Genomic DNA, 22,048 nt, shown 5'->3' on the forward strand with positions numbered 1-22,048 from the left:
ATGCGTATTGATTAATTGGCCCTTATTTTATGCTTCGTCTATTACTGGTTTTTCAACACCGATGCGTTTATAAAAGGTATCGACGAATTCATCTAATGTACCCTGCTCAATGGCATCACGCAAACCTTTCATTAAACGTTGGTAATAACGTAGGTTATGGATCGTATTTAACCTTGCACCCAAGATTTCTCCACATTTGTCAAGATGATATAGGTATGCACGACTATAATTTTTACACGTGTAGCAATCACATTCTGAATCTAAAGGGCTTGTATCTTCGCGGTGTTTAGCGTTACGGATTTTAATAACGCCATCTGTTGTGAATAGATGACCATTTCGCGCATTACGTGTTGGCATCACACAATCAAACATATCAACGCCACGACGAACACCTTCAACTAAATCCTGTGGTTTACCTACCCCCATCAAATAACGAGGTTTTCCCTCAGGTATTTTTGTAGTGACATGATCTAAAATGCGGTGCATATCTTCTTTCGGCTCGCCAACCGCAAGGCCACCAATTGCATATCCATCAAAACCAATTTTCTCAAGACCTGCGAGTGAAACATCTCGAAGATTTTCATAACATCCGCCTTGAATAATGCCAAAAAGTGCATTCGGATTTTCTTGTTCATCAAAACGTTTGCGACTACGTTCAGCCCAACGCAAAGACAATTTCATCGAGGTATCAGCTTCTTGCTCGGTAGCAGGATAAGGTGTACATTCATCGAATATCATTACGATATCTGAGCCTAAATCGTACTGAATTTCCATTGAGATTTCCGGAGATAAAAAAACTTCATCTCCGTTCACAGGGCTTCTAAAATAAACCCCCTCTTCTTTAATTTTACGCATTTTCCCAAGACTAAAAACTTGAAAACCACCAGAGTCAGTCAAGATTGGTCCGTTCCACTTCATAAAGTCGTGAAGGTCACCATGTTGTTTGATCACCTTTTGCCCAGGTCGAAGCCAAAGGTGAAACGTATTACCTAATAATATCTCAGCTCCCGTTGCATCCACTTCTTCTGGTGTCATTCCCTTAACTGTCCCGTAGGTCCCTACTGGCATAAATGCGGGAGTTTCCACTGTACCACGTTCAAATGTAAGGCGACCACGTCGAGCGCGTCCGGCAGTGGCTAGTAAATCAAATTTCATTTTCATTGCGATTCCTCGTCGGAAAAACAGTCCGACAGTTGGTTGTAAAAATTTTAGTTTTCTTCAAATTATGCTTAAAGTTCAGCGGTTGAGTTTGCATTAGTTAAAAACATCGCGTCACCATAACTAAAAAAGCGATACTGCTCTTCGATAGCGACCTGATAGGCCTTTTCGATATGTTTTTTTCCTGCGAAGGCACTTACTAACATCAGTAATGTTGACTCCGACAAGTGAAAATTAGTCACCATCGCATCAATTAATTGAAACTTATATCCAGGGTAAATAAAAATATCGGTCTCTGCAAAATAGGGCGTGAGCGGTAACCCTTGAGCAAGTGTTGCCTGTGCAGCACTTTCGATAGAGCGCACTGAAGTAGTACCAACTGCGATAACACGGCCCCCCTTTTGTTTAGTCGCGATAATTTTATCAACAACTTCTTGAGATACCTGCGCTAATTCACTGTGCATATGATGTTCAAGGACGTTATCAACTTTAACAGGCTGAAAAGTACCAGCACCAACGTGCAAGGTAACAAAAGCAAGCTCAGCCCCTTTTTTTTGTATTTTATCTAATATTGTTTGATCGAAATGCAAACCTGCTGTGGGTGCTGCAACAGCACCCGGGTTTTTATTATAAACAGTTTGGTATCTCTCTTTATCCGCATCTTCGTCCGGTCTGTCGATATAGGGTGGTAATGGCATATGACCAATATTTTCTAATACCTCTAAAACCGATGATGTATCATCAATACAAATCTCAAATAAAGGGCCTTGACGTTGCACCATCACAGCATCAACTGTGTTTTCTAGGCGTAATTTACAACCCGGTTTAGGGGACTTAGAGCTTCGTACGTGAGCAAGAAAGCTTTTATCGTCTATTACGCGTTCGACTAATACTTCAATTTTACCGCCTGTTTCCTTTTCGCCAAACAAACGTGCGGGTATAACCCGAGTATCATTGAATATGAGAAGGTCATCTGAATTAATTAAATCAATAATATCAGGGAATTGTTGGTGCTTAATGTCACCCGAAATACCACATAGTGATAATAAACGGCTACCAGTTCGCTCAGCTTTGGGATAACGAGCTATTAATGATTCGGGTAATTGAAAAGAGAAATCAGAGACTTTCATGAGTAGCTTCCGCAAAATAAAGCGAGGATTATACCCTACTATGAAAGTGGTGCAACTTGATTAGGAGATGAAGATATATGACCAGAGGGTTACAAAGGGAAGTTGACAACAACTTCCCGAGAGATGCATCAATAAGTCTTAACTAATACCAGAAAAACAGCTTTGTGAGTTCCAGTCTTTTTGACGTTTACTTAGTTCTTGTCGGAATATTTCATCATATACATCTGAATTTTGTTCGATCATGTTTTCAAGTAATGAAATACGTTTAGCAATCCAACGACAGGTTGGAGATAATTCTTTATATGTCCAATCTTTCTCAGCTATAGAGCGAACGTTTTGAGCAACCGCAGGTAATTGAGCAGGTTGAGTGTTCATGCGAGGAGCTTCAGGAACATTAGCAACTTCGATGTCGATAGTTGTTAAAAATTCAGCAGCGACAACACTTTCTTTCGGCTTTTTATCGGTGAAATGCATAACACCATTGTCATCAACCCAACTGAAAACGGTAGTCGTTGTAGTATTACTATTTGCAATTGGCGAGAAGGCCAAAATTGACAGCATTAATAATATATATTTCATCACTTCAAATCCCTGAAATTCGTATTTCCTTATGTATTTTGAGCATTATAACCAAGTTAATGTCAAAAAGTAACTATTTTTATGGGGTTAAGGACCTATGAAACGAGAGCTAGTCTGCATTTACACATAAAGCTCTCGACATTATTCTCGCTACGAATTTAGAAATTTTGCTAAAGATACTAAAAAAGTCAATTTAAGCGATGTGGGTCAAATACTTAGCATTAATCCGCTAATAAAGAATTTAATTCTTCTTCTGTAGCATGTCGTACATCCACCCCTTTTACTAAGTAAACGATATGTTCACATAGATTTTGGCATCGGTCCCCGATTCTCTCAATTGAGCGTGCAGAAGCCAGTACCTTTAAAATAAAGGGAATAGAACGGGGATCTTCCATCATGAAAGTCATTAACTCACGAAGTATACTTTCATATTGACGATTTACTTTTTTATCCTCGTTGTGAATTTCGATTGCTGCTTTTAAATCTAAACGTGTAAACGCGTCTAATGAGTTATGAAGCATTTTTAATACAATTTGCCCCATATTTTCTAGACCAATCAAAGATGGTACTTCTTTATCATGATTTTCAATAACCATTGATGCGATACCAGCAACACCATCACCGATGCGTTCGAGTTCAGTGATGCTTTTCATAATGGTTAAAATTAAACGTAAATCACTTGCGGCTGGTTGACGCTTAGCGATGATACGTGAACATTCACGGTCAACATTAGACTCAAACTGATTAACTTCTTTATCTTTACTAATCACTTTTTTAGCCAATTCGACATTATTCTCTGCCATCGAGGCCAATACATCGTTCAATTGTTGCTCTATTAGGCCGCCCATTTGCATAACTTGATTTCGAACACTCTCTAACTCAGTGTTAAACTGCCCAGAGATATGACGATTAATATTTGATGCTTCCATTGTATTTTCCTTTCCTAATTCTTTTTAAGATCACGTTAAAGTATAACTATTCAGAACTAAGTCATTTATGCTTAGTTCAAGAAAAAGTGCACTTTAGTTTGCCTAAATGTGCATTTTTCGACGCCAAAATAAGTTTAATGGCGTCGCCTTGAACTGTTATTAGCCATAACGGCCAGTAATGTAGTCTTCTGTCTGCTTCTCTTTTGGTGCTGTAAAGAGCGTATTAGTGTCAGAGTACTCAATCAGCTTACCCATATACATAAAGGCAGTTTGATCAGAAACACGTGCAGCTTGTTGCATGTTATGAGTAACAATAACAACCGTAAATTTAGACTTTAGTTCAGTGATTAACTCTTCGATTGTTAATGTAGATATTGGGTCTAATGCAGACGTTGGTTCATCTAGCAAAAGCACTTCAGGTCCAATTGCAATAGCGCGAGCAATTACAAGACGTTGTTGCTGACCACCTGACAAACCAAAAGCATTATCATGTAAACGGTCTTTTACTTCATTCCATAACGCGGCACTTCGTAGTGATGTCTCAGCAGCCTCGTCTAATACACGACGATCTTTAATGCCTTGCAAACGCAGACCATAAACTACATTTTCGTAAATAGACTTAGGAAAGGGGTTTGGTCTCTGGAAAACCATGCCAACACGACGACGTAATGCGGCTACATCAACTGATTTATCATAAATATTAGTCCCTTGTAGTTCAATATTGCCATCTACACGACAAATATCTACCAGGTCATTCATACGGTTGATACAACGTAATAGTGTTGATTTACCACAACCTGAAGGACCGATAAAGGCAGTTACTTTACCCTTTGGTATCTTCATCGACACATCGAATAGCGCTTGTTTATCGCCGTAATATAAATCTAAATTTTTAATTTCTAGTGCTGTTTTATCTGCACTCAAATGTGTTAGTACATCTTTTTCACTTGTTGACTTTGGTAATGTGATCATCTTTTTTTCCTACTAATTCTTTATATTTATCTTGTAATTTTGTGTGCAAGTTTGATTTAGTGCTCTAAAGCACGGTATTTTTCGCGTAAGCTATTACGGATACCGATGGCAGCTAAGTTCAAACCAATAATAACGGTTACTAATAAAAATGAGGTTGCGTAAACCAGTGGGCGTGCGGCCTCAACATTCGGGCTTTGGAAACCAACATCATAAATATGGAAACCTAAATGCATGAACTTACGTTCTAAATGTAGGTATGGAAAGTTTCCATCAACTGGTAATGTTGGCGCCATTTTTACTACACCAACAAGCATCAATGGAGCAACTTCTCCGGCAGCACGTGCAACCGCTAAAATAAGACCAGTCATGATCGCAGGACTTGCCATTGGCACAATGATACGCCATAACGTTTCTGATTTTGTTGCACCTAATGCTAATGAACCTTCACGCAATGAACTTGGGATACGACTTAACCCTTCTTCGGTTGATACAATAACAACTGGTAGCGTTAAGATAGCTAAGGTTAATGCAGACCATAATACGCCCGGTGAACCAAATGTTGGCGATGGCAATGCTTCAGGATATAAGAGTTGGTCAATACTGCCACCAACAATATATACAAAGAAACCTAAACCAAATACACCATATACAATTGAAGGTACACCCGCTAAGTTAATCACGGCGATACGAATAAACTTAGTAATTGTATTTTTAGGCGCATACTCATGAAGGTAAATAGCGGCAACAACACCAAAGGGAGTCACGATTACCGCCATTAGCATTACCATAAACACAGTACCAAAAATAGCAGGGAATACACCACCTTCTGTATTAGCTTCTCGTGGATCGTCACTAACAAATTTTGCAGTCTGATGGAACCAATGTTGTATCTTCTCAATAAATGTCATTTTATTTGGTAGGTAGAAATCTAATACCTTAGCCATTGGCATTACAACATTACGTCCGGTCATATCTGTTATCACAACAGCATCTCTTTGCGCTTCTGTACGATAGGCAAAAAGTTCCTTTTCTAATACTAGATACTCATCGCGTAACGCTTGAGCCTGTCCATCAAGTTCAACTAATGCTTCAGCAGTTAACTGCCCTTCTAAATCAAGCTTACGTTTTTTAAGACGAATTCGCTCAAGATCAAAGTTAATACGTCCAATATCACCCTTCAATAGATCATTTTCTTTATCTTTAAGTGCTTTAGTAACCGCAAGTCGTGCTTCAAGCTCAGCTTCAAGCGCCTCTCCTGTTATTGGCAACACAACACCATTTTCTTGAATCTCTTTGATGTAGCCATAGAAGTTACCGTTCTTAGTTCGCTCTAATACGACAATATCACTTGGGATATGCTTTTCGACGATAACCGTTTCGAGTACCCACTGAAAATCCAGATCAACATATTCTCTGTTACCCACTTTTATCAAGTAACGCTCTAACGTATCACCGCGATTTTCAAGGCCAGCAATACCAGCCTCTTTAAGTTGTTGCTTTAGTACGGTTTCGCTGTCATAAATTTCACCAATCACATTCATATGGTTGCCCTGCGCATCGAGCATATCAAACTCATATACCGTCGCAGGCCAGAAGAAGCTTAAGCCTCTCCAACCAATCAGAACAAACAAGCCGATCACCATGATCAAACTTAAACTCACTGCACCACCGGTCATCCATATCCATGGGGTACCCGATTTAAACCACTTATTCATAAAATTTCCTATTAACAGACATTACTGCTATGACTTAACAATTTGGTTGCTTGTATTACGTTACAGACTTGAATATTTTTCACGTAAACGTTGACGTACCAATTCAGCCACCGTATTAAATACAAAGGTGAACAGGAACAATACAAAAGCAGCTAAAAACAGTACGCGGTAGTGTGAACTTCCTACTTCAGACTCTGGCATTTCCACCGCAATATTTGCCGATAGAGAGCGCATCCCTTCAAAGATGTTCCAATCCATAATTGGCGTATTACCCGTAGCCATTAGTACAATCATTGTTTCACCAACAGCGCGTCCAGTTCCCATCATTACAGCAGAGAAAATACCTGGACTTGCTGTTAAAATTACAACTTTGGCGAGTGTCTGCCATGGTGTAGCACCCAATGCTAATGAGCCCATAGTTAGACTTTTAGGAACACTGAATATCGCATCCTCTGCAATTGAGTAGATAGTTGGAATAACAGCAAATCCCATCGCAATACCAACAATTAATGAGTTACGTTGATCAAAGTTAATACCTAACTCATTAGTCAGATACATACGTGTATCACCATTAAACAGCCACAATTCTAATGTATCGCTAAAACTCATTGAGATGTAGCCAGCAAATAGTAATACCGGTAGCAGAATCAGAGGGTGAAAGCCTTCTGGTATAGCTTCCTTGAATGATTTAGGTAATAACGTCCAAAGCATCGCGGTTGCTAAGATACTTAACGGTAAAGTGAGCAACAATAATATAATGCCCGGTAATTGATTCTCAATCAGGGGCGCCAACCATAAACCAGCAAGGAAACCTAGTATTACAGTTGGTAATGCTTCCATAATTTCAACTGTTGGTTTGACATATGAGCGAATCGCTGGCGACATAAAGTATGCCGTATATACAGCACCAGAAATAGCGATTGGCACCGCAAATAACATTGCGTAGAAAGCCGCTTTAATGGTACCAAAAGAGATTGGCACTAAGCTCATTTTAGCTTCGAAGTCGTCACTTGCTGATGTTGACTGCCAAAGGTAACTTGCCTCAGGATAACCTTCGTACCAAACCTTCTGCCAAAGAGCAGACCATGTCACTTCAGGGTGTTCATTGTCTAGTTTATATAATGTAACTTGTTTAGCATCTGCGACTAGCAGAGCATTGGCACGTGGCGAGAAAGCAACAGCAAGGTTTTGATTATCGCTTACTTTTTCATGCAGTAAACGGGTATCGCCAGTGGTATGGAAAATTGATAAGTACCCCTGTTGATCAGTCGTTAGGAAACCTTTTCTAAAGTACTCTGGCACGATATCAGCAACGCTTTCTTCTGCTGTAAAGTCCCTGATAAATGTGAAGGTACGTTGGTTATCTTTTAACACTTCAAACCATTGACTCACCACGCCATTATCATTTGCAACGATCAAAGAGCTTGCACCGGTTAATAACTGGATATCTGTGACATGGGTATTTGGCGCATTAATGGGTAATGCAGATTTAAGACTGATATCGTTACTATCCGAAACATCGTAAACTAAAAGGTCGTTATTAGCGCGAATGAAGAGATTTTTTAAATCGGGACTTAACAGCATTTGTGAAACGTTGTTTGGTAATGAAGGCAATTCAACAAGCTCAGGCTCCCATACAACCTCTTCCGTCATCATATCTTCTGTCGCAGTTAAAAAAAGCATCAATCCACGATTATCGCTAGTAATTGCAGCAATAGCACCGGCTTCATCTGTGATCTCAAAACTAGCGACAGTAATTGCTTTACCTTGAGGATCAATGTCGATAGATTCTTCACCAAGCGGGTAAGATATACGAGGAGTGATTAGACGCTTGTCATCAGGGTAAGTAGTGTCAAATTCAGGTTTAAAGATGACCACTTGCCCAGCATCATTACTTAAAAGATGAGTATTATGACCTGGTGAAGATTGCGCAAACGCAATGGGATTTTCGAGTATAGTTTTAGATAGCAGCAACTCACCTAAATCATGCTCACGTAAAGAGTAAAATGAGATAATACCTTGTTCATTGATCTGGTAACTAACATCATTTTGTTCATCAAGTCCAAGAGCATATATTTGCTCACTCTTATTCTGTGTGAACTGACGTTCGACTTCGATGCTTACCGGTGCAAAAATAGGTAAAACTACGTAGAGTAAGTAACCAAATATAAGCAGTAGCGTCACTAATACAAGTGCTCCACCACTACTAATACTGTACTTAACTAGTTTATCTTTGATAACACGCTTTTGATTGGCGCGTAATCGATTTGACAAATCGCTTTGCATTAAAACTCTCCAATGTTATTGATGGAGGAGAGTATATTGCGCTTTTGTGACAGTTATATTACAGGTGTCACAATTGTGTTAATTGTCGCTATTTTTAAAGCGGTTTTAGTTTCCCTTTTGCATCAGAAAGCTTTGAGTAACCCTTTGTAGCCATAAAGTGCTTAAGTTCTGCTTCAATTCGTTGAAAACATCCTTCCCCTTCTTTTTCAAAACAGGTCGCAATCTGTACCGCATCCGCTCCAGCAAGTAAGTATTCGAAGGCATCGATACCCGTTTTAATACCGCCAACGCCAATGATTTGAATATCGTCAGATAATAATTCCCGAAAAGCACGTACGTTAGCAAGGCCAATGGGTTTAATATAATCACCACATAAACCACCAAAACCACCTTTTGGCTTAATGATAGGAGATTCCGTTTCAGGGTCAATAATGAGCGTATTACCAATAGAGTTAACACAGGTAATAAATTTTACAGGAAATTTGTTTAATATTTCAGCCATTGCAACAAAATGCGACATATCGAAATAAGGAGCAAGTTTAATACCTAAAGGTTTATCACCTAATACAGTGAGTGCTTGCAGCGCACTCTCTACTTGAGAAAAATCATAAGCAACTTGTGCTTTACCTGGAATATTTGGGCATGAAAAGTTAACTTCTATTAAATCGATATCACTGTTTTGGAATGCACTCACCATTTCAATATTATCTTCAATGCTAAAACCAGAGATACTAACAACAACTGGCTTACCAAGCCTCTTAAGTTTTGGAACCATTTCAAGATAAGCTTTATAGCCAAGGTTGGGTAATCCCATAGATTGGATTGAGCCTAACGGTAAATCGCTATAACGTGGCTCAGGGTTACCTTCACGAAAAGAAATCGTACAAGATTTAGTGACAATAGCGGCAGAGTTAGACTGACCGATTACTTCGAGTTCTTCCCAAGTAGTACATTTAGGCCCAGAAGCATTCATTAAATAACTACTAAGGTTAATACCCGCAATTGATGTTGATAGATCTACACGCATTTCATTCTCCGATGTTTAATTTCGGCACAGTGTAATACAGATCACATTTTTCAATTTGATTAGAAACAAAAAAGCCAATCAATTGATTGGCTTTTATAAAGAATTTAATACGTTACATAGAATTAGTCATCAAGTAAATCATGTAATACTTTACCTAAACGTTCAATTCCCTCTTCGATAATATCCGGATCAACACTCGAAAAATTTAAACGTAATGTATTCATTCCGCGTTTAGTCACGTAGAAAGGGTCGCCAGGTACAAAAGCAACTTTCTCTGCAATCGCTTTATCAAAAACAGCTGTAGCTGTAAGTGACTCAGGCAAAGTCACCCAAAGGAACATTCCCCCCTCGGGGTTCAAGTAAGTAACTTGTTTTGGGAAACAACGCTTTATCGCATTTTCCATTACTAACTTTTGTTTACCATAAACATTAATAATTTTCTTAATATGAGCCTGTAGGTCATTATCTTGTAAGAAACGGTGCAGCACACGTTGGCAAAAATAGTTTGAGTGTAAATCACCTGCTTGTTTAGCAATAACTAATTTTTCCATCAATACTTTAGGTGCAACAATCCAACCAAGGCGGAATGAAGGCACAACAATTTTAGAAAATGACCCCAACAAAATTGTTTGTTCTGGTAATAGTGTTTTAAAAGAGGTTTTCTCTTCACCAGCAAATCTCAAATCACCATAAGGGTTGTCTTCAATTAACAATGTTTTGCTTTTACTTAATGCTTCAGCAACCGCTTGGCGATTTTCATTGGTATATGAAATACCTGATGGGTTTTGAAAGTTCGGTACGGTATACATCAACTTTGATTGACTATTTTGTAGTGTCTTCTCAAGCGCATCGATATCCATTCCATCTTGACCAACGGCAACCGAATTGAATTTAGCAAGATAAACTTCAAATGCTTGAATAGCCCCCAGATAACCCGGCTCTTCGATGATCACCTCATCACCTTCGTTAAGTAACACCTTACCTAAAAGGTCAAGACCCTGTTGTGAACCATTGGTGATCAGAATTTCGTCAACATTAACTTCAATACCTTTTCGCTTATAATCGGCAACAATCATCTCACGTAATGGTAAATAACCTTCAGTGCCGGTGTATTGAAGAATATCTTTGCCATCATCGCTGAAAATATCGTTAGTTGCTTTTTGTAAAGCTTCTACAGGGAATAGATCACGATTTGGTAAACCGCCAGCAAATGAGATAATTTGAGGATCGACAGCGACTTTTAAAATTTCACGAATAAAAGAGGGAGGCACGCTAGAGATTCGATTAGAGAAAAGTTCATTCATATAAATTATCCATATTAACTGTGATTAAATCTGAGAGGCTATTTTTATGTTATTTACCTTGAAATAACAAGAGACAAAGACAAAAAAAAAGGAGACAAATTGTCTCCTTTTATAAATCGATTATTAATCAGTCTTCAAGTAAAGATTAATTAAGCAAGTGCTTTTTTAGCTACTTCAACTAAATGAGCAAATGTTGCTTTATCGAATACTGCGATATCAGCAAGAATCTTACGATCGATTTCAACAGAAGCCTTTTTAAGACCATTGATGAAACGGCTGTAAGATAGACCGCTAACACGAGATGCAGCGTTAATACGCGCAATCCAAAGTTGACGGAAAACACGTTTACGTTGACGACGGTCACGGTAAGCGTATTGGCCAGCTTTAGTTACTGCTTGTACTGCTACGCGATAAACACGTGAACGAGCACCGTAATAACCTTTAGCTTGTTTTAAGACTTTCTTATGACGTGCACGCGCTTGTACACCACGTTTTACTCTTGGCATTTTTTAATTCCTTACTTAAGCGAATGGTAACATTCTGTTAATACTAGGTACATCTACTTTTGCTACCATGCTTTGTGCACGTAGGTGACGCTTACGCTTAGTAGATTTTTTAGTAAGGATATGACGTAAGTGTGATTGCTTACGCTTAAAGCCGCCAGAAGCAGTCTTTTTAAAGCGCTTTGCAGCACCTTTGTTCGATTTCATTTTAGGCATTGCGAACTCCGCATTGTTCTAAGTTAATATAAACCAGTAAGGCGAGTGGCGAACCACTACTTGATGCCTTAGCTAGCACGTTTAGGGCCAAGTACCATTACCATTTGTCGACCTTCCATTTTCGGGAAAGATTCAACGTTAGATATTTCTGCTAAGTCCGCTTTAATACGGTTTAGTAGATCTAATCCTAGTGATTGGTGCGCCATTTCACGACCACGATAACGTAGTGTTACTTTAGCCTTGTTACCCTCTGTTAAAAAGCGAGTCAGGTTGCGTAGTTTTACCTGATAATCGCCTTCGTCAGTTCCAGGACGGAATTTGATTTCCTTCAGCTGGACCTGAACTTGCTTTTTCCGCTGTTCTTTTGCGGATTTGCTCTTTTCATAGAGAAACTTGCCATAATTCATGATGCGACAAACTGGTGGCTCTGCATTAGGGCTAATCTCAACTAAGTCAAGATTTTGCTCAAATGCCATGTTTTTCGCTTCTTCTAAAGAAACAACACCAACTGGCTTGCCTTCTGAGTCTGATAAACGCACTTCCGTTCCAGTGATCTCTTCATTCAAGCGATGTTTATTGCCCTGTTGTGGGGCTTTTCTTGCACCTTTTATAACAATTCTCCTATAAGTTCTTGTTTACGTGTGCTGATCTCTTCTTTAATTTGGCTTACAAAGTCATCGACTTTGATTTTACCTAGATCATCACCCTTACGCGTTCTAACAGCAACTTCATTTGCTTCTACTTCTTTATCACCTACGACAAGTAAGTAAGGAACACGTTTTAATGTATGCTCGCGGATTTTAAAGCCTATCTTCTCATTTCTCAAGTCCGAAATGGCTCTAATTCCTTCTTTTTTCAATTTATTTACTACTTCTGCAACAAAATCTGATTGTTTATCAGTAATATTCATCACAACGACCTGTTGCGGTGATAACCATGTTGGATAAATGCCTGCATACTCTTCGGTTAAAATACCGATAAAACGTTCTAATGAACCAAGAATTGCACGATGAATCATTACAGGTGTATGTCGTTCGTTATCTTCACCAACATAAGTTGCGTCTAATCGACCAGGCATTGAGAAGTCGAGCTGTATTGTACCACATTGCCACGCACGACCTAGACAATCATACAAAGTAAATTCAATTTTAGGTCCATAAAAAGCGCCTTCACCTGGTAAATATTCAAATTTAATACCATTTTCATCAAGTGCGTTCGCTAATGCAGCTTCAGATTTATCCCAAGTAGCGTCGTCACCAACACGTTTTTCTGGGCGAGTTGACAATTTTACAACGATATCTTCAAATCCAAATGTTTTGTAACACTCAAAAACCATATTGATACAAGCTGATACTTCTTCAAGTATCTGCTCTTCTGTACAAAATATATGTGCATCATCTTGTGTAAATCCACGTACACGCATTAAGCCGTGCAGTGAACCTGACGGCTCATTTCGGTGACAAGAGCCAAACTCAGATAAGCGCATTGGTAAGTCACGGTATGATTTTAAACCTTGGTTAAAAATTTGCACATGGCCAGGGCAGTTCATCGGTTTAATTGCGTAATCACGGTTTTCACTACAAGTACAGAACATGCCATCTTTGTATTTATCCCAGTGACCAGATTTTTCCCACAGAGAACGATCTAATATTTGTGGCGCTTTTACTTCTTGATAACCAAATGCAACCGTTTGTTCACGAATATAGTTTTCGAGTTCACGGTATATTGTCCAGCCATTAGCATGCCAAAATACCATGCCTGGTGCTTCTTCTTGCATATGGTAAAGGTCTAATTGCTTACCTATTTTACGATGGTCGCGTTTAGCGGCTTCTTCAAGACGCTTTAAGTAAGCTTTAAGTTGTTTTTTATCAGCCCAAGCTGTGCCATATATACGCTGTAGCATTTTATTGTCTGAGTCGCCACGCCAATATGCACCGGCTACCTTCATCAATTTAAAGTATTGGCTGAATTTCATTGTCGGTACGTGAGGTCCACGACACATATCGATATATTCTTCGTGATGGTAAAGACCAGGACGGTCATCAGCATCAATGCCTTCAAGAATCTCAAGCTTATAAGGCTCTTCACGATCAGCAAAAACAGCTTTTGCCTCATCAACTGATACTTTCTTCTTCACAACGGTATAATTAGTTTTAACTAACTTATTCATTAGCTTTTCAATTTTAGCTAACTCTTCATCGTTAATAGTGACATCTACATCAATATCGTAATAGAAGCCATTATCGATGGTAGGCCCGATCGCCATTTTGGCTTGAGGATAAAGCTGTTTAACAGCATGACCTAAAAGATGAGCACAAGAATGTCGTAGAATTTCTAAACCTTCATCATCTTTAGCAGTGATGATTGAAATATTTGCATCGTTTTCGATTGGGTCACAAGCGTCAACAAGTTTCCCGTCAACACGACCTGCAATGCAAGCTTTAGCAAGGCCAGGACCGATATCGGCAGCAACTTCCATAATAGAAGTTGTGTTTTCGAATTGACGTTGATTTCCGTCGGGAAGTGTAATGATTGGCATTTTATTTTATCCTCACAGTGATGCTTCAAACCAGGAAGCATTTGTATTTATTAATTAATCCATAAACTCGTGGCGCATTTTAAAGCAATCAAGTCCACTTTTAAAGGGTAATTAATCTCAGAGGATAAACATTTCTCAAAGGAGCGCTTCACTAACTTGTTAACACTCCTTAAAATTATTCGTTGTCGCTTGCTTGCTCTTTTCGAAGTACAGCGTAATCATTACCTTTGAATAAACCTTGAACAATCTCTTTGTTGCTAGCGAGATACAAACCTAACTCTTCAAGCTGCTGATCGTCTAGTGTTACTGAACTTTCACTCAGAAATTCAGCCAATTGATCTGCACTGTCAAGCATCTTGTCATATGCGTCTGCTTCTTTTTTGCTAGTAAAGGTCATTTTTTCAACACCCTTGCGTTCTACTATGTATTTAATGATGACTGCCACGGTAGCCTCTTCCTATTGGTTAATCATGTTTTTTTATACAGTAAATGTTTTTTGTGAAAAATGCAACTTTTGTTAGTATAATGAAATGTCATTCCATTTATTTTAGATCACAAACAAGAAGAAGTTTTATAATGAAAACAATCATCTGTCGACATTGTGATATGACATCCAAGATTCCCAAGATGGAAAAAGGTTATGTCGCCCGCTGTATAAGATGTAATAGCGTGATCTATAAGAATAGTTGGTGTAACCCTTCTGGTATGTTGGCCTTATGTTTAACAGCACTTATCATTACCATCCCAGCATTTAACCTTCCCTTAATCTCACTTCATCTTTTAGGGATCACTGAAGAAACAAATTTATTACAAGGGGTATTCATGATGATTGACAGCGCCCCGATCGTTTCATTTGTCGTTTTATTTTGTGCGGTTATAGCCCCAACACTTTTAATTATCAGTATTGCTATAAGTAGTGCATGCCTAAGTTTTAACTTAAAACTTCTGATATTACCGAAACTTTTTAAAATAACGCGTATATTGATCCATTGGTCGATGTTAGAAGTATATATGGTGAGCCTGATGGTAGCGATGTTCAAGTTAATGAATTATGCAGATCTATATATTGGCACTGGGTTTTATTTTTTTATTGCTCTGCTATTAATTAACACTACCGTTATCAGTAATTACAGCAATCACCAATATTGGGAAAGATATAGTCGCTTATGACAAAGGAAGCCATAGCAGGACAAACAGGCATACAACAATCTCTACAAGTATGTGCTATTTGTGGAAATTATTCAGCATTTTCAAGTGAGCAGTTGCAATGCCCAACTTGCGGTAATGATATCTACCTACGTAAGCACAAAAGTCTTCAAAAAACATGGGCGTTATTAATCACAGCGATCGTTTTCATTTTTCCTGCTAATCTTTATCCAATAACGTACCTGCTTAAAAATAACATTCTATACCCAGATACCATTTTCAGCGGTATTATCACATTAATCGAAGGTGAAATGCTGGGGATAGCAATTATTGTTTTTATCGCTTCTATACTAGTGCCTATTTTTAAAATAGTTGCCCTAATATTTATTGTCATTGCAGTTCAAAGGCGCTGGCAACTTTCAGCTCGAAAGCAATTAATTATTTTTTCATTTGTAGATTGGATCGGTCGATGGTCAATTTTGGATCTGTTTGTAATATCAATTATGGTTGCCGTTTTCGATAAAGGTAATCTGCTTTCTGTCTATCCAGGTATTGCAGCGACCTCTTTTACTATTGTTGTTATTACGACACTTTTTGCAGCTTATAGCTTTGATACCCGTTTAATTTGGGACGCCAGACAGCGTAAAACACCTATTCATCATCAACAACACTCTCAGGACTGCAATCATAATGACTGAAGCACATCTTGTATCACAAGCGCAAACAACTAAAAACGCGACAATATCTCCTATTTGGTTCTTACCCATTGTGGCTGCATTGCTTGGGTTTTGGATACTTTTTGAAAACGTAACACATGCTAATACTACCATTAAGATTCACTTTGAAAATGCAGACAGCATTATCGTTGATAAAACACGAATCCGTTATAAAGGGGTCATTGTTGGTACTGTCAAAAAAATTGAATTAGACAGTAGCAGTGGCGTCAATGTGATAGCAGAAATAGAATCACATGCAAAATTTATGTTACGTGAAAAAACACAATTTTGGTTAGTCTCTCCAAAAGCATCACTCACCTCAATTTCTGGCTTAGATACCCTTTTTTCAGGCAGCTATATTAATTTACACCCGGGTGATGGTGATAGTGCATCCAATTTTAATGCCGTGAGTGAACAACCCATCACCATTCCGGATAATGCATTGTTGGTAAACCTTAAGAGTGAAAATGCTGGCTCAATCAGTGTCGGAACCCCGCTCTTTTATAAAAAAATCCAGGTTGGTGAAGTCGTTAGAGTACGCTTAGATAAAAGCGATCAATTTGTCAATATCAAGGCGTTTATCAATAAGCAATATAGCCACTTAATTAAAGAGCAGAGTCAGTTTTGGAACATCAGTGGCCTGCGCGCTAATATATCAACATCTGGTATTGATATTCAGTTGGCTAGCATCTCGTCCCTCATTGCTGGCGGTATTACATTTAGCTCTCCTGAAAATAGCAAACGAGTCACTGGGAACACACCTTTTATCTTATTTGATAATATCGATGCTAGTAATGCTGGAATAAAAGTCGAACTTACTTTAAACAATATTACCAATCTGCCTAAGGGGGCAGGAATCATGTTTAAAGGTCATGGTATAGGTAGAATAACAGATATAACTTACTCAATAGAAAAGCAAAAGTTTATAGCGACCGCTTATATTAATCCACAGTTTAGCGACATGATGACTGAAGGCGCACAATTTTGGATAGAAAAAACAGCAATATCTTTTTCAAAAATTGAAAATATTGGCAACCTTATCAAAGGTGACTATATTGGTTTCGCGCCAGCAGTAGAGAGTGTTGATAAAAAAAGTCTCGACACATTTATAGTACAGTCTTCTCAAGCACCGATTGGTCCTATATTAGCAGTAACACTGTTAACTGATGATGCTTCTGGGTTAAATGTTGGCGATCCCATTTCATATCAAGGTATAAGCATTGGTAAGATTAACAGTATCAACTTCACAAAAAATGGTGAATTTATTGAATCAATATTGCATATCGCTCCCCCCTATCAATACCTAATTAATAAAAGCAGTCAATTTTATTTATTGAGTGGCATTAATGTAAAGGCGTCATTAAAAGGGCTAGAAATCCAATCTTCACCGCTTACCCATATGATATCTGGCGGTATTGGCTTATATAATCAGTTTGCAATAAAAAAACACAATAAACCATCGCAACTTCCTAGAAATACATATTTTCGTTTATACCCCTCTAAAGAAACGGCTAAAATTGGCAAAAATGTATTTACTAAACCGCTTAATGTGTCACTGCTGAGTGAAAACCTTCCCTCTGTTTCTAAAGGGTCACCAGTATATTACCATAAGTACCCTATCGGCGAGGTGAGTGGTTTTGCAATTGATAATTCAGGATTGATGCGAACTATCCTTTCAATAAAAGGCCAATATAAGCACCTTATTGAAAAGAATAGTGTTTTTTGGAATATCAGTGGTTTTAAAGTGAACGCAGATCTATCAGGAGTGAATATTGAAGCAGAATCACTATTATCTATTGCAAGTGGCGGCATTGCAGTAGATATTGTTCCAAAAATAAAAGGTAACAAGCACAGTAATGGTACTTATAGACTTTATGATAGCTATAAAGAAGCAACACAGCCGAGCAAACAGATCACCATCACCTTTGATGAAGGTTATGAATTACAAATTGGTACGAAGCTAAGGCTAAAGGGGTTAGTGGTTGGTAGAATCGCAGACTTACAGCTAAATAACGCCAATAAAGTAGAGGCAACGGTCAGTATCGAGCCACAGTTTGTAAAGCAAGTAACAAAAGCTGGAACCCGATTTTGGATTATTCGCAGTGAGCTCTCTCTTTCAGGGGCAAAAAATCTATCTACTATAGTATCAGGTGTCTATATAAATGTTTCCCCTGGCAAAGGGAAGCCGATTAATCACTTTACAGGGGAAGGCAACGCCCCTACTGTTGCAAACAAAAATGTTGGGTTACCCATAATTCTGCTTGCTACCAACGCAGGCTCTACAGATATATCAAGCCCGGTATACCACCGACAAATTAAGATTGGTGAAGTGATCGACAAGCAATTAAGCAGTGATGCATCTGGGGTAGAGATCACGCTTAATATATATCCGCAATATTCTCACCTCATTCGTGATAACTCAATATTTTGGCCAGCATCAGGTTTTAATTTAGATATTGGCATAACAGGTGCTAGCCTTAAATCTACTTCGTTAACATCTTTAATTAAGGGTGGGATTAACATGACCACCAGTGATCAAGAAACCTTAAAACCGGCTGCCAGTGCATTTAAACGATTTGAGTTAAAAAAAGAGTTTAATGAAAAATGGTTATCTTGGAAACTCGCAATTCCTAAGCCTTAGGTATTACATAACATTAACGTGAGATGATTACAAATCTGTAACCATCTCACATGACCATCAAGGATCATCAGTGAGCCAACCAATAGAAAATAACACATTATTGCCACAAGAATTTATCGAAAAGATGGCAACTATTCTTCCTGAATCGCTGTCATTACAAGAGTTTGTAGATAGCTGCCATCAACCATTACGTCGTTCAATTCGTGTCAATACTTTAAAAATATCAATTACCGATTTTATCAATCGAGCAGCGGAACACGGCTGGATATTATCTCCGATCCCTTGGTGTGAAACAGGTTTTTGGATCTCAATTGAAAATGAAACTTCACCACTTGGTAATAGCTTTGAACACCTAGCAGGCCTTTTCTACATTCAAGAAGCAAGTTCAATGATGCCTGTGTCTGCTTTATTTCACTACTTTCAGGCAGATGAAGATAAAACACTGTTAGATGCAGCGGCCGCTCCTGGATCTAAAACCACACAAATAGCCGCGAAGATGGACAACAAAGGATTAATCATTGCTAACGAGTTTTCATCAAGTCGTATAAAGATGCTCCATGCAAACATTCAGCGCTGTGGAATTAAAAATGTTGCTCTTACTCATTTTGATGCAAAAGTTTTCGGCACTTGGTTACCTGATAGTTTTGATGCAATACTCCTTGATTCCCCCTGCTCTGGTGAAGGAACTATTCGTAAAGACAAACTAGCGATGAAAAATTGGAGTCAAATAGCCATCGAAGATATTGCTTCAATGCAACAAGGATTGATTGAAAGTGCTTTTCAAGCATTAAAAGTTGACGGAGTGTTAATCTACTCAACATGTACATTAAGCCTTGAAGAAAACCAAAATATTTGTACACATTTACAAACAAAATACCCTGATAGTGTTGAGTTCTTAAGTTTAGGTTCACTTTATGAAGGAGCAGAAAAAGTAATAACTGCAGAGGGTTTTCTTCATATTTGGCCACAGGTTTATGATAGTGAAGGGTTCTTTGTTGCAGCGATTCGTAAGATAGCAAAGGTAGAAGTCAGCCATGCTAAGAAGCGACTTGGTAAAATTCCTTTTATCAGGCCAACTCGACAAAAAGAAGCTCAGTTATACAGCTATTTTTCGAAACAGTTTGGCATTGAAAATATAGATGGCATGTTATATCAACGCGATAAAGAGTTTTGGTTGTTTCCAGATAATATCAAACCATTTATCAATGAAATTCGATTTTCTCGTTTAGGTATTAAGATTGCCGAAGAGTTCGGTAATCTTCGTAAAGTCGGATTTAAAACACAACATGAATTTGTGACTACATTCGGGCAGTTAGCAACTAAAAACATCATAGAATTAACTGCACAACAAGCTCAAAGCTTTTATCAAGGCGTCGATATTCGTGACATTAATACATCAAAAGCAACTGGAGAGGCGTTAGCGAGTTATCGCGGGGTGATAATTGGGTTAGGTAAAGGGCTCAATAACCGTTTTAAAAACAACTTACCAAGGGAACTAATTCGAGATAATAATCTATTTGAACAGTAAGTTGATCACCTTATATAGCTTTTTCAGCGAACTATATAAGGTGCCTTAGTTGTTAATAAGCATTTTTATTAACAAAGCCTTTAAATATTGTTAAAAATATAATTCTAAGATCTAATAAAATTGACCAGTTTCTAATATACTCTAAATCAAATTCTATACGTTTTTCCATTTTATCTAGCGTATCTGTTTCACCACGCCAGCCATTAATTTGTGCCCAACCTGTAATCCCTGGTTTTACTTTATGGCGTAACATATAAAAATCAACCTGGCTCCTATACTGCTCATTATGCGCAACAGCATGAGGACGAGGGCCCACGATTGACATTTGCCCCTGTAACACATTTATAAATTGAGGTAATTCATCGAGAGAAGTACGGCGTAACATTGCCCCTAATTTAGTAATTCGCGCATCACCTTTCGTAGCCTGTTTTACAACATCACCATTATCAGCAACAGTCATTGAGCGAAATTTCCATACATTAATAGCTTTGCCATCTAAACCATAACGTTTTTGTTTGAAAAAGACAGGCCCTGATGAATCAAGCTTTATTAGCATTGCAATAATGAGCATCGGGATAGCAATCCCACAAAGAATCATGATTGAGCCAATGATGTCTTCTAAGCGTTTAGCCATTGAAGTAAAAAGATTCAAAGGCGATTCATAAACACTAATAGTCTGTATATTGCCAACATAGGAGGTGCGAGCGTGTAATAAATTTCCGATGAAATTATCAGGTACCAAATGCACATCAACTGTTGTATCACCTAATGAACGCAAGATAGATTCAATACGTTTTTGCGCATCAAGGGGCAATGCAATATAAACCGCATTGAAACGACCTGAGCGTGCTTGTTCAACTCCATGATTTACATCGCCTTGTAATTTATCATTGAACTGATTAGGTAGACGCTCTGCATCTCGATCATCAAAAAATGCACTCAAAGTAAAACCCGCTTCAGGTGAGTTTTGAAACTGATTTGCTAACTCGACGCCTGAATGAGTCAATCCAAAAATAGCCACTTTACGTGAATTAAATCCCATTCGACGACGTTTGAATAAATACACTCTAACCGCTAAACGCCAGCTAATTAAAGAAAAACAAGTAAGGACGAACCAAAAACCAATTACTAGCCTTGATATTTCTACACTGGTCTTACTAAAAAAGAGGAAGGTAGTCACAGCAAACACTGCTACAACCCAACTTGCAAAGGTATAAAGAGGAAGGCGTAATGCATTACTAGTACGCCATGAACGATATAATTGAATACTTTCTGCTACGACGAAAAATGCGATCGTTGCAATTAAGCCAATCATTACATAGGTGTCACTAAGTTGTATGGAATATGATTTAATACAAATTAAAAGAATAATTTGAATTATTGAAAAATCGACCACCCGATAAACGGCTGAAAATTGATTAATGTTATCTTTTACGTAACTAAGTTGAACCATGAAATCCCTTCGAAAACGCGATGTTAATCGCCACACAAAAAAGTGTGATGAGCTTACCAAAACACAGCGCATTTGACAATAAATTCACAATGTTAATAGTTAAATAACGTTTATCTGATTAGCGATTTATATTTATTTGAATCCGCTGGAATGAGTTTGAAATTCGATTAAGCAAAGATGACAGTATAGATAAACTTATCTTTTAT

At 38.2% G+C, this 22,048-nt stretch carries 19 protein-coding genes; 4 read left to right on the top strand and 15 right to left on the bottom strand.

Translation table 11 applies throughout. The annotated features are described in order from the left end of the window. Positions 1 to 27: 27 nt before the first annotated feature. From tgt to CW745_RS12210, 14 genes are all read right to left on the bottom strand, one after another. A complete protein-coding gene (gene tgt / locus CW745_RS12145) occupies positions 28 to 1,155 on the bottom strand; it encodes a tRNA guanosine(34) transglycosylase Tgt (protein WP_101109041.1) in 1,128 nt (375 codons plus the stop codon). 74 nt (positions 1,156 to 1,229) lie between these two features. Continuing rightward, positions 1,230 to 2,288, bottom strand: a complete 1,059-nt coding sequence (gene queA, locus CW745_RS12150; RefSeq protein WP_101108956.1) for a tRNA preQ1(34) S-adenosylmethionine ribosyltransferase-isomerase QueA — start codon at positions 2,286 to 2,288, stop codon at positions 1,230 to 1,232. A 138-nt stretch (positions 2,289 to 2,426) separates the two neighbouring features. After that, positions 2,427 to 2,867, bottom strand: coding sequence for a DUF4124 domain-containing protein (locus CW745_RS12155; protein WP_101108957.1), 441 nt, complete (start codon positions 2,865 to 2,867; stop codon positions 2,427 to 2,429). A gap of 221 nt (positions 2,868 to 3,088) precedes the next feature. Continuing rightward, a complete protein-coding gene (phoU, locus tag CW745_RS12160) occupies positions 3,089 to 3,796 on the bottom strand; it encodes a phosphate signaling complex protein PhoU (RefSeq protein ID WP_101108958.1) in 708 nt (235 codons plus the stop codon). Between the two features lie 159 nt (positions 3,797 to 3,955). After that, entirely contained in the window at positions 3,956 to 4,768 is an 813-nt protein-coding gene (pstB, locus tag CW745_RS12165; RefSeq protein ID WP_101108959.1) for a phosphate ABC transporter ATP-binding protein PstB, read from the bottom strand. A 56-nt stretch (positions 4,769 to 4,824) separates the two neighbouring features. Beyond that, complete coding sequence (pstA, locus tag CW745_RS12170) at positions 4,825 to 6,483, bottom strand: phosphate ABC transporter permease PstA (RefSeq protein ID WP_101108960.1); 1,659 nt, start codon at positions 6,481 to 6,483, stop codon at positions 4,825 to 4,827. A gap of 60 nt (positions 6,484 to 6,543) precedes the next feature. Then, positions 6,544 to 8,769, bottom strand: a complete 2,226-nt coding sequence (locus CW745_RS12175; RefSeq protein WP_101108961.1) for an ABC transporter permease subunit — start codon at positions 8,767 to 8,769, stop codon at positions 6,544 to 6,546. Positions 8,770 to 8,863: 94 nt separating this feature from the next. Then, on the bottom strand, positions 8,864 to 9,796 hold the full coding sequence (locus CW745_RS12180) for a dihydroorotate oxidase (RefSeq protein WP_101108962.1): 933 nt from the start codon (positions 9,794 to 9,796) through the stop codon (positions 8,864 to 8,866). A 122-nt stretch (positions 9,797 to 9,918) separates the two neighbouring features. Beyond that, on the bottom strand, positions 9,919 to 11,100 hold the full coding sequence (locus tag CW745_RS12185) for a PLP-dependent aminotransferase family protein (protein ID WP_101108963.1): 1,182 nt from the start codon (positions 11,098 to 11,100) through the stop codon (positions 9,919 to 9,921). A gap of 149 nt (positions 11,101 to 11,249) precedes the next feature. Then, on the bottom strand, positions 11,250 to 11,606 hold the full coding sequence (gene rplT / locus CW745_RS12190) for a 50S ribosomal protein L20 (protein WP_101108964.1): 357 nt from the start codon (positions 11,604 to 11,606) through the stop codon (positions 11,250 to 11,252). A 15-nt stretch (positions 11,607 to 11,621) separates the two neighbouring features. Continuing rightward, a complete protein-coding gene (rpmI, locus tag CW745_RS12195; protein ID WP_025564055.1) occupies positions 11,622 to 11,819 on the bottom strand; it encodes a 50S ribosomal protein L35 in 198 nt (65 codons plus the stop codon). Between the two features lie 68 nt (positions 11,820 to 11,887). Further along, a complete protein-coding gene (infC, locus tag CW745_RS12200) occupies positions 11,888 to 12,436 on the bottom strand; it encodes a translation initiation factor IF-3 (protein WP_101108965.1) in 549 nt (182 codons plus the stop codon). After that, entirely contained in the window at positions 12,427 to 14,358 is a 1,932-nt protein-coding gene (thrS, locus tag CW745_RS12205; protein WP_101108966.1) for a threonine--tRNA ligase, read from the bottom strand. Before thrS ends, infC begins: the two co-directional genes overlap by 10 nt. 175 nt (positions 14,359 to 14,533) lie before the next feature. Continuing rightward, the gene (locus CW745_RS12210; protein ID WP_101108967.1) at positions 14,534 to 14,803 is read right to left on the bottom strand and encodes a YebG family protein; all 270 of its coding nucleotides are present in this window, start codon (positions 14,801 to 14,803) and stop codon (positions 14,534 to 14,536) included. A 224-nt stretch (positions 14,804 to 15,027) separates the two neighbouring features. On the opposite strand from CW745_RS12210, the gene CW745_RS12215 reads away from it, so the two are divergent. The 4 genes from CW745_RS12215 (at position 15,028) to rsmF (ending at position 20,389) form a co-directional block, all read left to right on the top strand. Further along, on the top strand, positions 15,028 to 15,528 hold the full coding sequence (locus CW745_RS12215) for a paraquat-inducible protein A (RefSeq protein WP_238596804.1): 501 nt from the start codon (positions 15,028 to 15,030) through the stop codon (positions 15,526 to 15,528). Next, positions 15,525 to 16,202 carry a paraquat-inducible protein A gene (locus CW745_RS12220; RefSeq protein WP_101108968.1) on the top strand — a complete coding sequence of 226 codons (678 nt, stop codon included), beginning with the start codon at positions 15,525 to 15,527 and terminating at the stop codon, positions 16,200 to 16,202. The genes CW745_RS12215 and CW745_RS12220 overlap by 4 nt, the downstream gene beginning before the upstream one ends. Further along, complete coding sequence (locus tag CW745_RS12225) at positions 16,195 to 18,861, top strand: MlaD family protein (protein WP_101108969.1); 2,667 nt, start codon at positions 16,195 to 16,197, stop codon at positions 18,859 to 18,861. Before CW745_RS12220 ends, CW745_RS12225 begins: the two co-directional genes overlap by 8 nt. Before the next feature lie 82 nt (positions 18,862 to 18,943). Beyond that, positions 18,944 to 20,389: a 16S rRNA (cytosine(1407)-C(5))-methyltransferase RsmF gene (gene rsmF, locus CW745_RS12230; protein ID WP_101109043.1), complete on the top strand. Its 1,446-nt coding sequence runs from the start codon at positions 18,944 to 18,946 to the stop codon at positions 20,387 to 20,389. A 52-nt stretch (positions 20,390 to 20,441) separates the two neighbouring features. Here rsmF and CW745_RS12235 read toward each other — a convergent pair whose 3' ends face one another. After that, positions 20,442 to 21,842 carry an undecaprenyl-phosphate glucose phosphotransferase gene (locus tag CW745_RS12235; RefSeq protein WP_101108970.1) on the bottom strand — a complete coding sequence of 467 codons (1,401 nt, stop codon included), beginning with the start codon at positions 21,840 to 21,842 and terminating at the stop codon, positions 20,442 to 20,444. Between the last annotated feature and the right edge of the window lie 206 nt (positions 21,843 to 22,048).

The organism is Psychromonas sp. psych-6C06, assembly GCF_002835465.1.
Taxonomy (GTDB): Bacteria; Pseudomonadota; Gammaproteobacteria; order Enterobacterales; family Psychromonadaceae; genus Psychromonas.

Coding starts and splice junctions, on each gene's coding strand:
- CW745_RS12175 (WP_101108961.1), bottom strand. CDS start 8,769: ATGCAAAGCGATTTGTCAAATCGATTACGCGCCAATCAAAAGCGTGTT.
- rpmI (WP_025564055.1), bottom strand. CDS start 11,819: ATGCCTAAAATGAAATCGAACAAAGGTGCTGCAAAGCGCTTTAAAAAG.
- phoU (WP_101108958.1), bottom strand. CDS start 3,796: ATGGAAGCATCAAATATTAATCGTCATATCTCTGGGCAGTTTAACACT.
- CW745_RS12220 (WP_101108968.1), top strand. CDS start 15,525: ATGACAAAGGAAGCCATAGCAGGACAAACAGGCATACAACAATCTCTA.
- tgt (WP_101109041.1), bottom strand. CDS start 1,155: ATGAAATTTGATTTACTAGCCACTGCCGGACGCGCTCGACGTGGTCGC.
- rplT (WP_101108964.1), bottom strand. CDS start 11,606: ATGCCAAGAGTAAAACGTGGTGTACAAGCGCGTGCACGTCATAAGAAA.
- queA (WP_101108956.1), bottom strand. CDS start 2,288: ATGAAAGTCTCTGATTTCTCTTTTCAATTACCCGAATCATTAATAGCT.
- CW745_RS12225 (WP_101108969.1), top strand. CDS start 16,195: ATGACTGAAGCACATCTTGTATCACAAGCGCAAACAACTAAAAACGCG.
- pstA (WP_101108960.1), bottom strand. CDS start 6,483: ATGAATAAGTGGTTTAAATCGGGTACCCCATGGATATGGATGACCGGT.
- pstB (WP_101108959.1), bottom strand. CDS start 4,768: ATGATCACATTACCAAAGTCAACAAGTGAAAAAGATGTACTAACACAT.
- CW745_RS12155 (WP_101108957.1), bottom strand. CDS start 2,867: ATGAAATATATATTATTAATGCTGTCAATTTTGGCCTTCTCGCCAATT.
- CW745_RS12180 (WP_101108962.1), bottom strand. CDS start 9,796: ATGCGTGTAGATCTATCAACATCAATTGCGGGTATTAACCTTAGTAGT.
- CW745_RS12235 (WP_101108970.1), bottom strand. CDS start 21,842: ATGGTTCAACTTAGTTACGTAAAAGATAACATTAATCAATTTTCAGCC.
- CW745_RS12185 (WP_101108963.1), bottom strand. CDS start 11,100: ATGAATGAACTTTTCTCTAATCGAATCTCTAGCGTGCCTCCCTCTTTT.
- thrS (WP_101108966.1), bottom strand. CDS start 14,358: ATGCCAATCATTACACTTCCCGACGGAAATCAACGTCAATTCGAAAAC.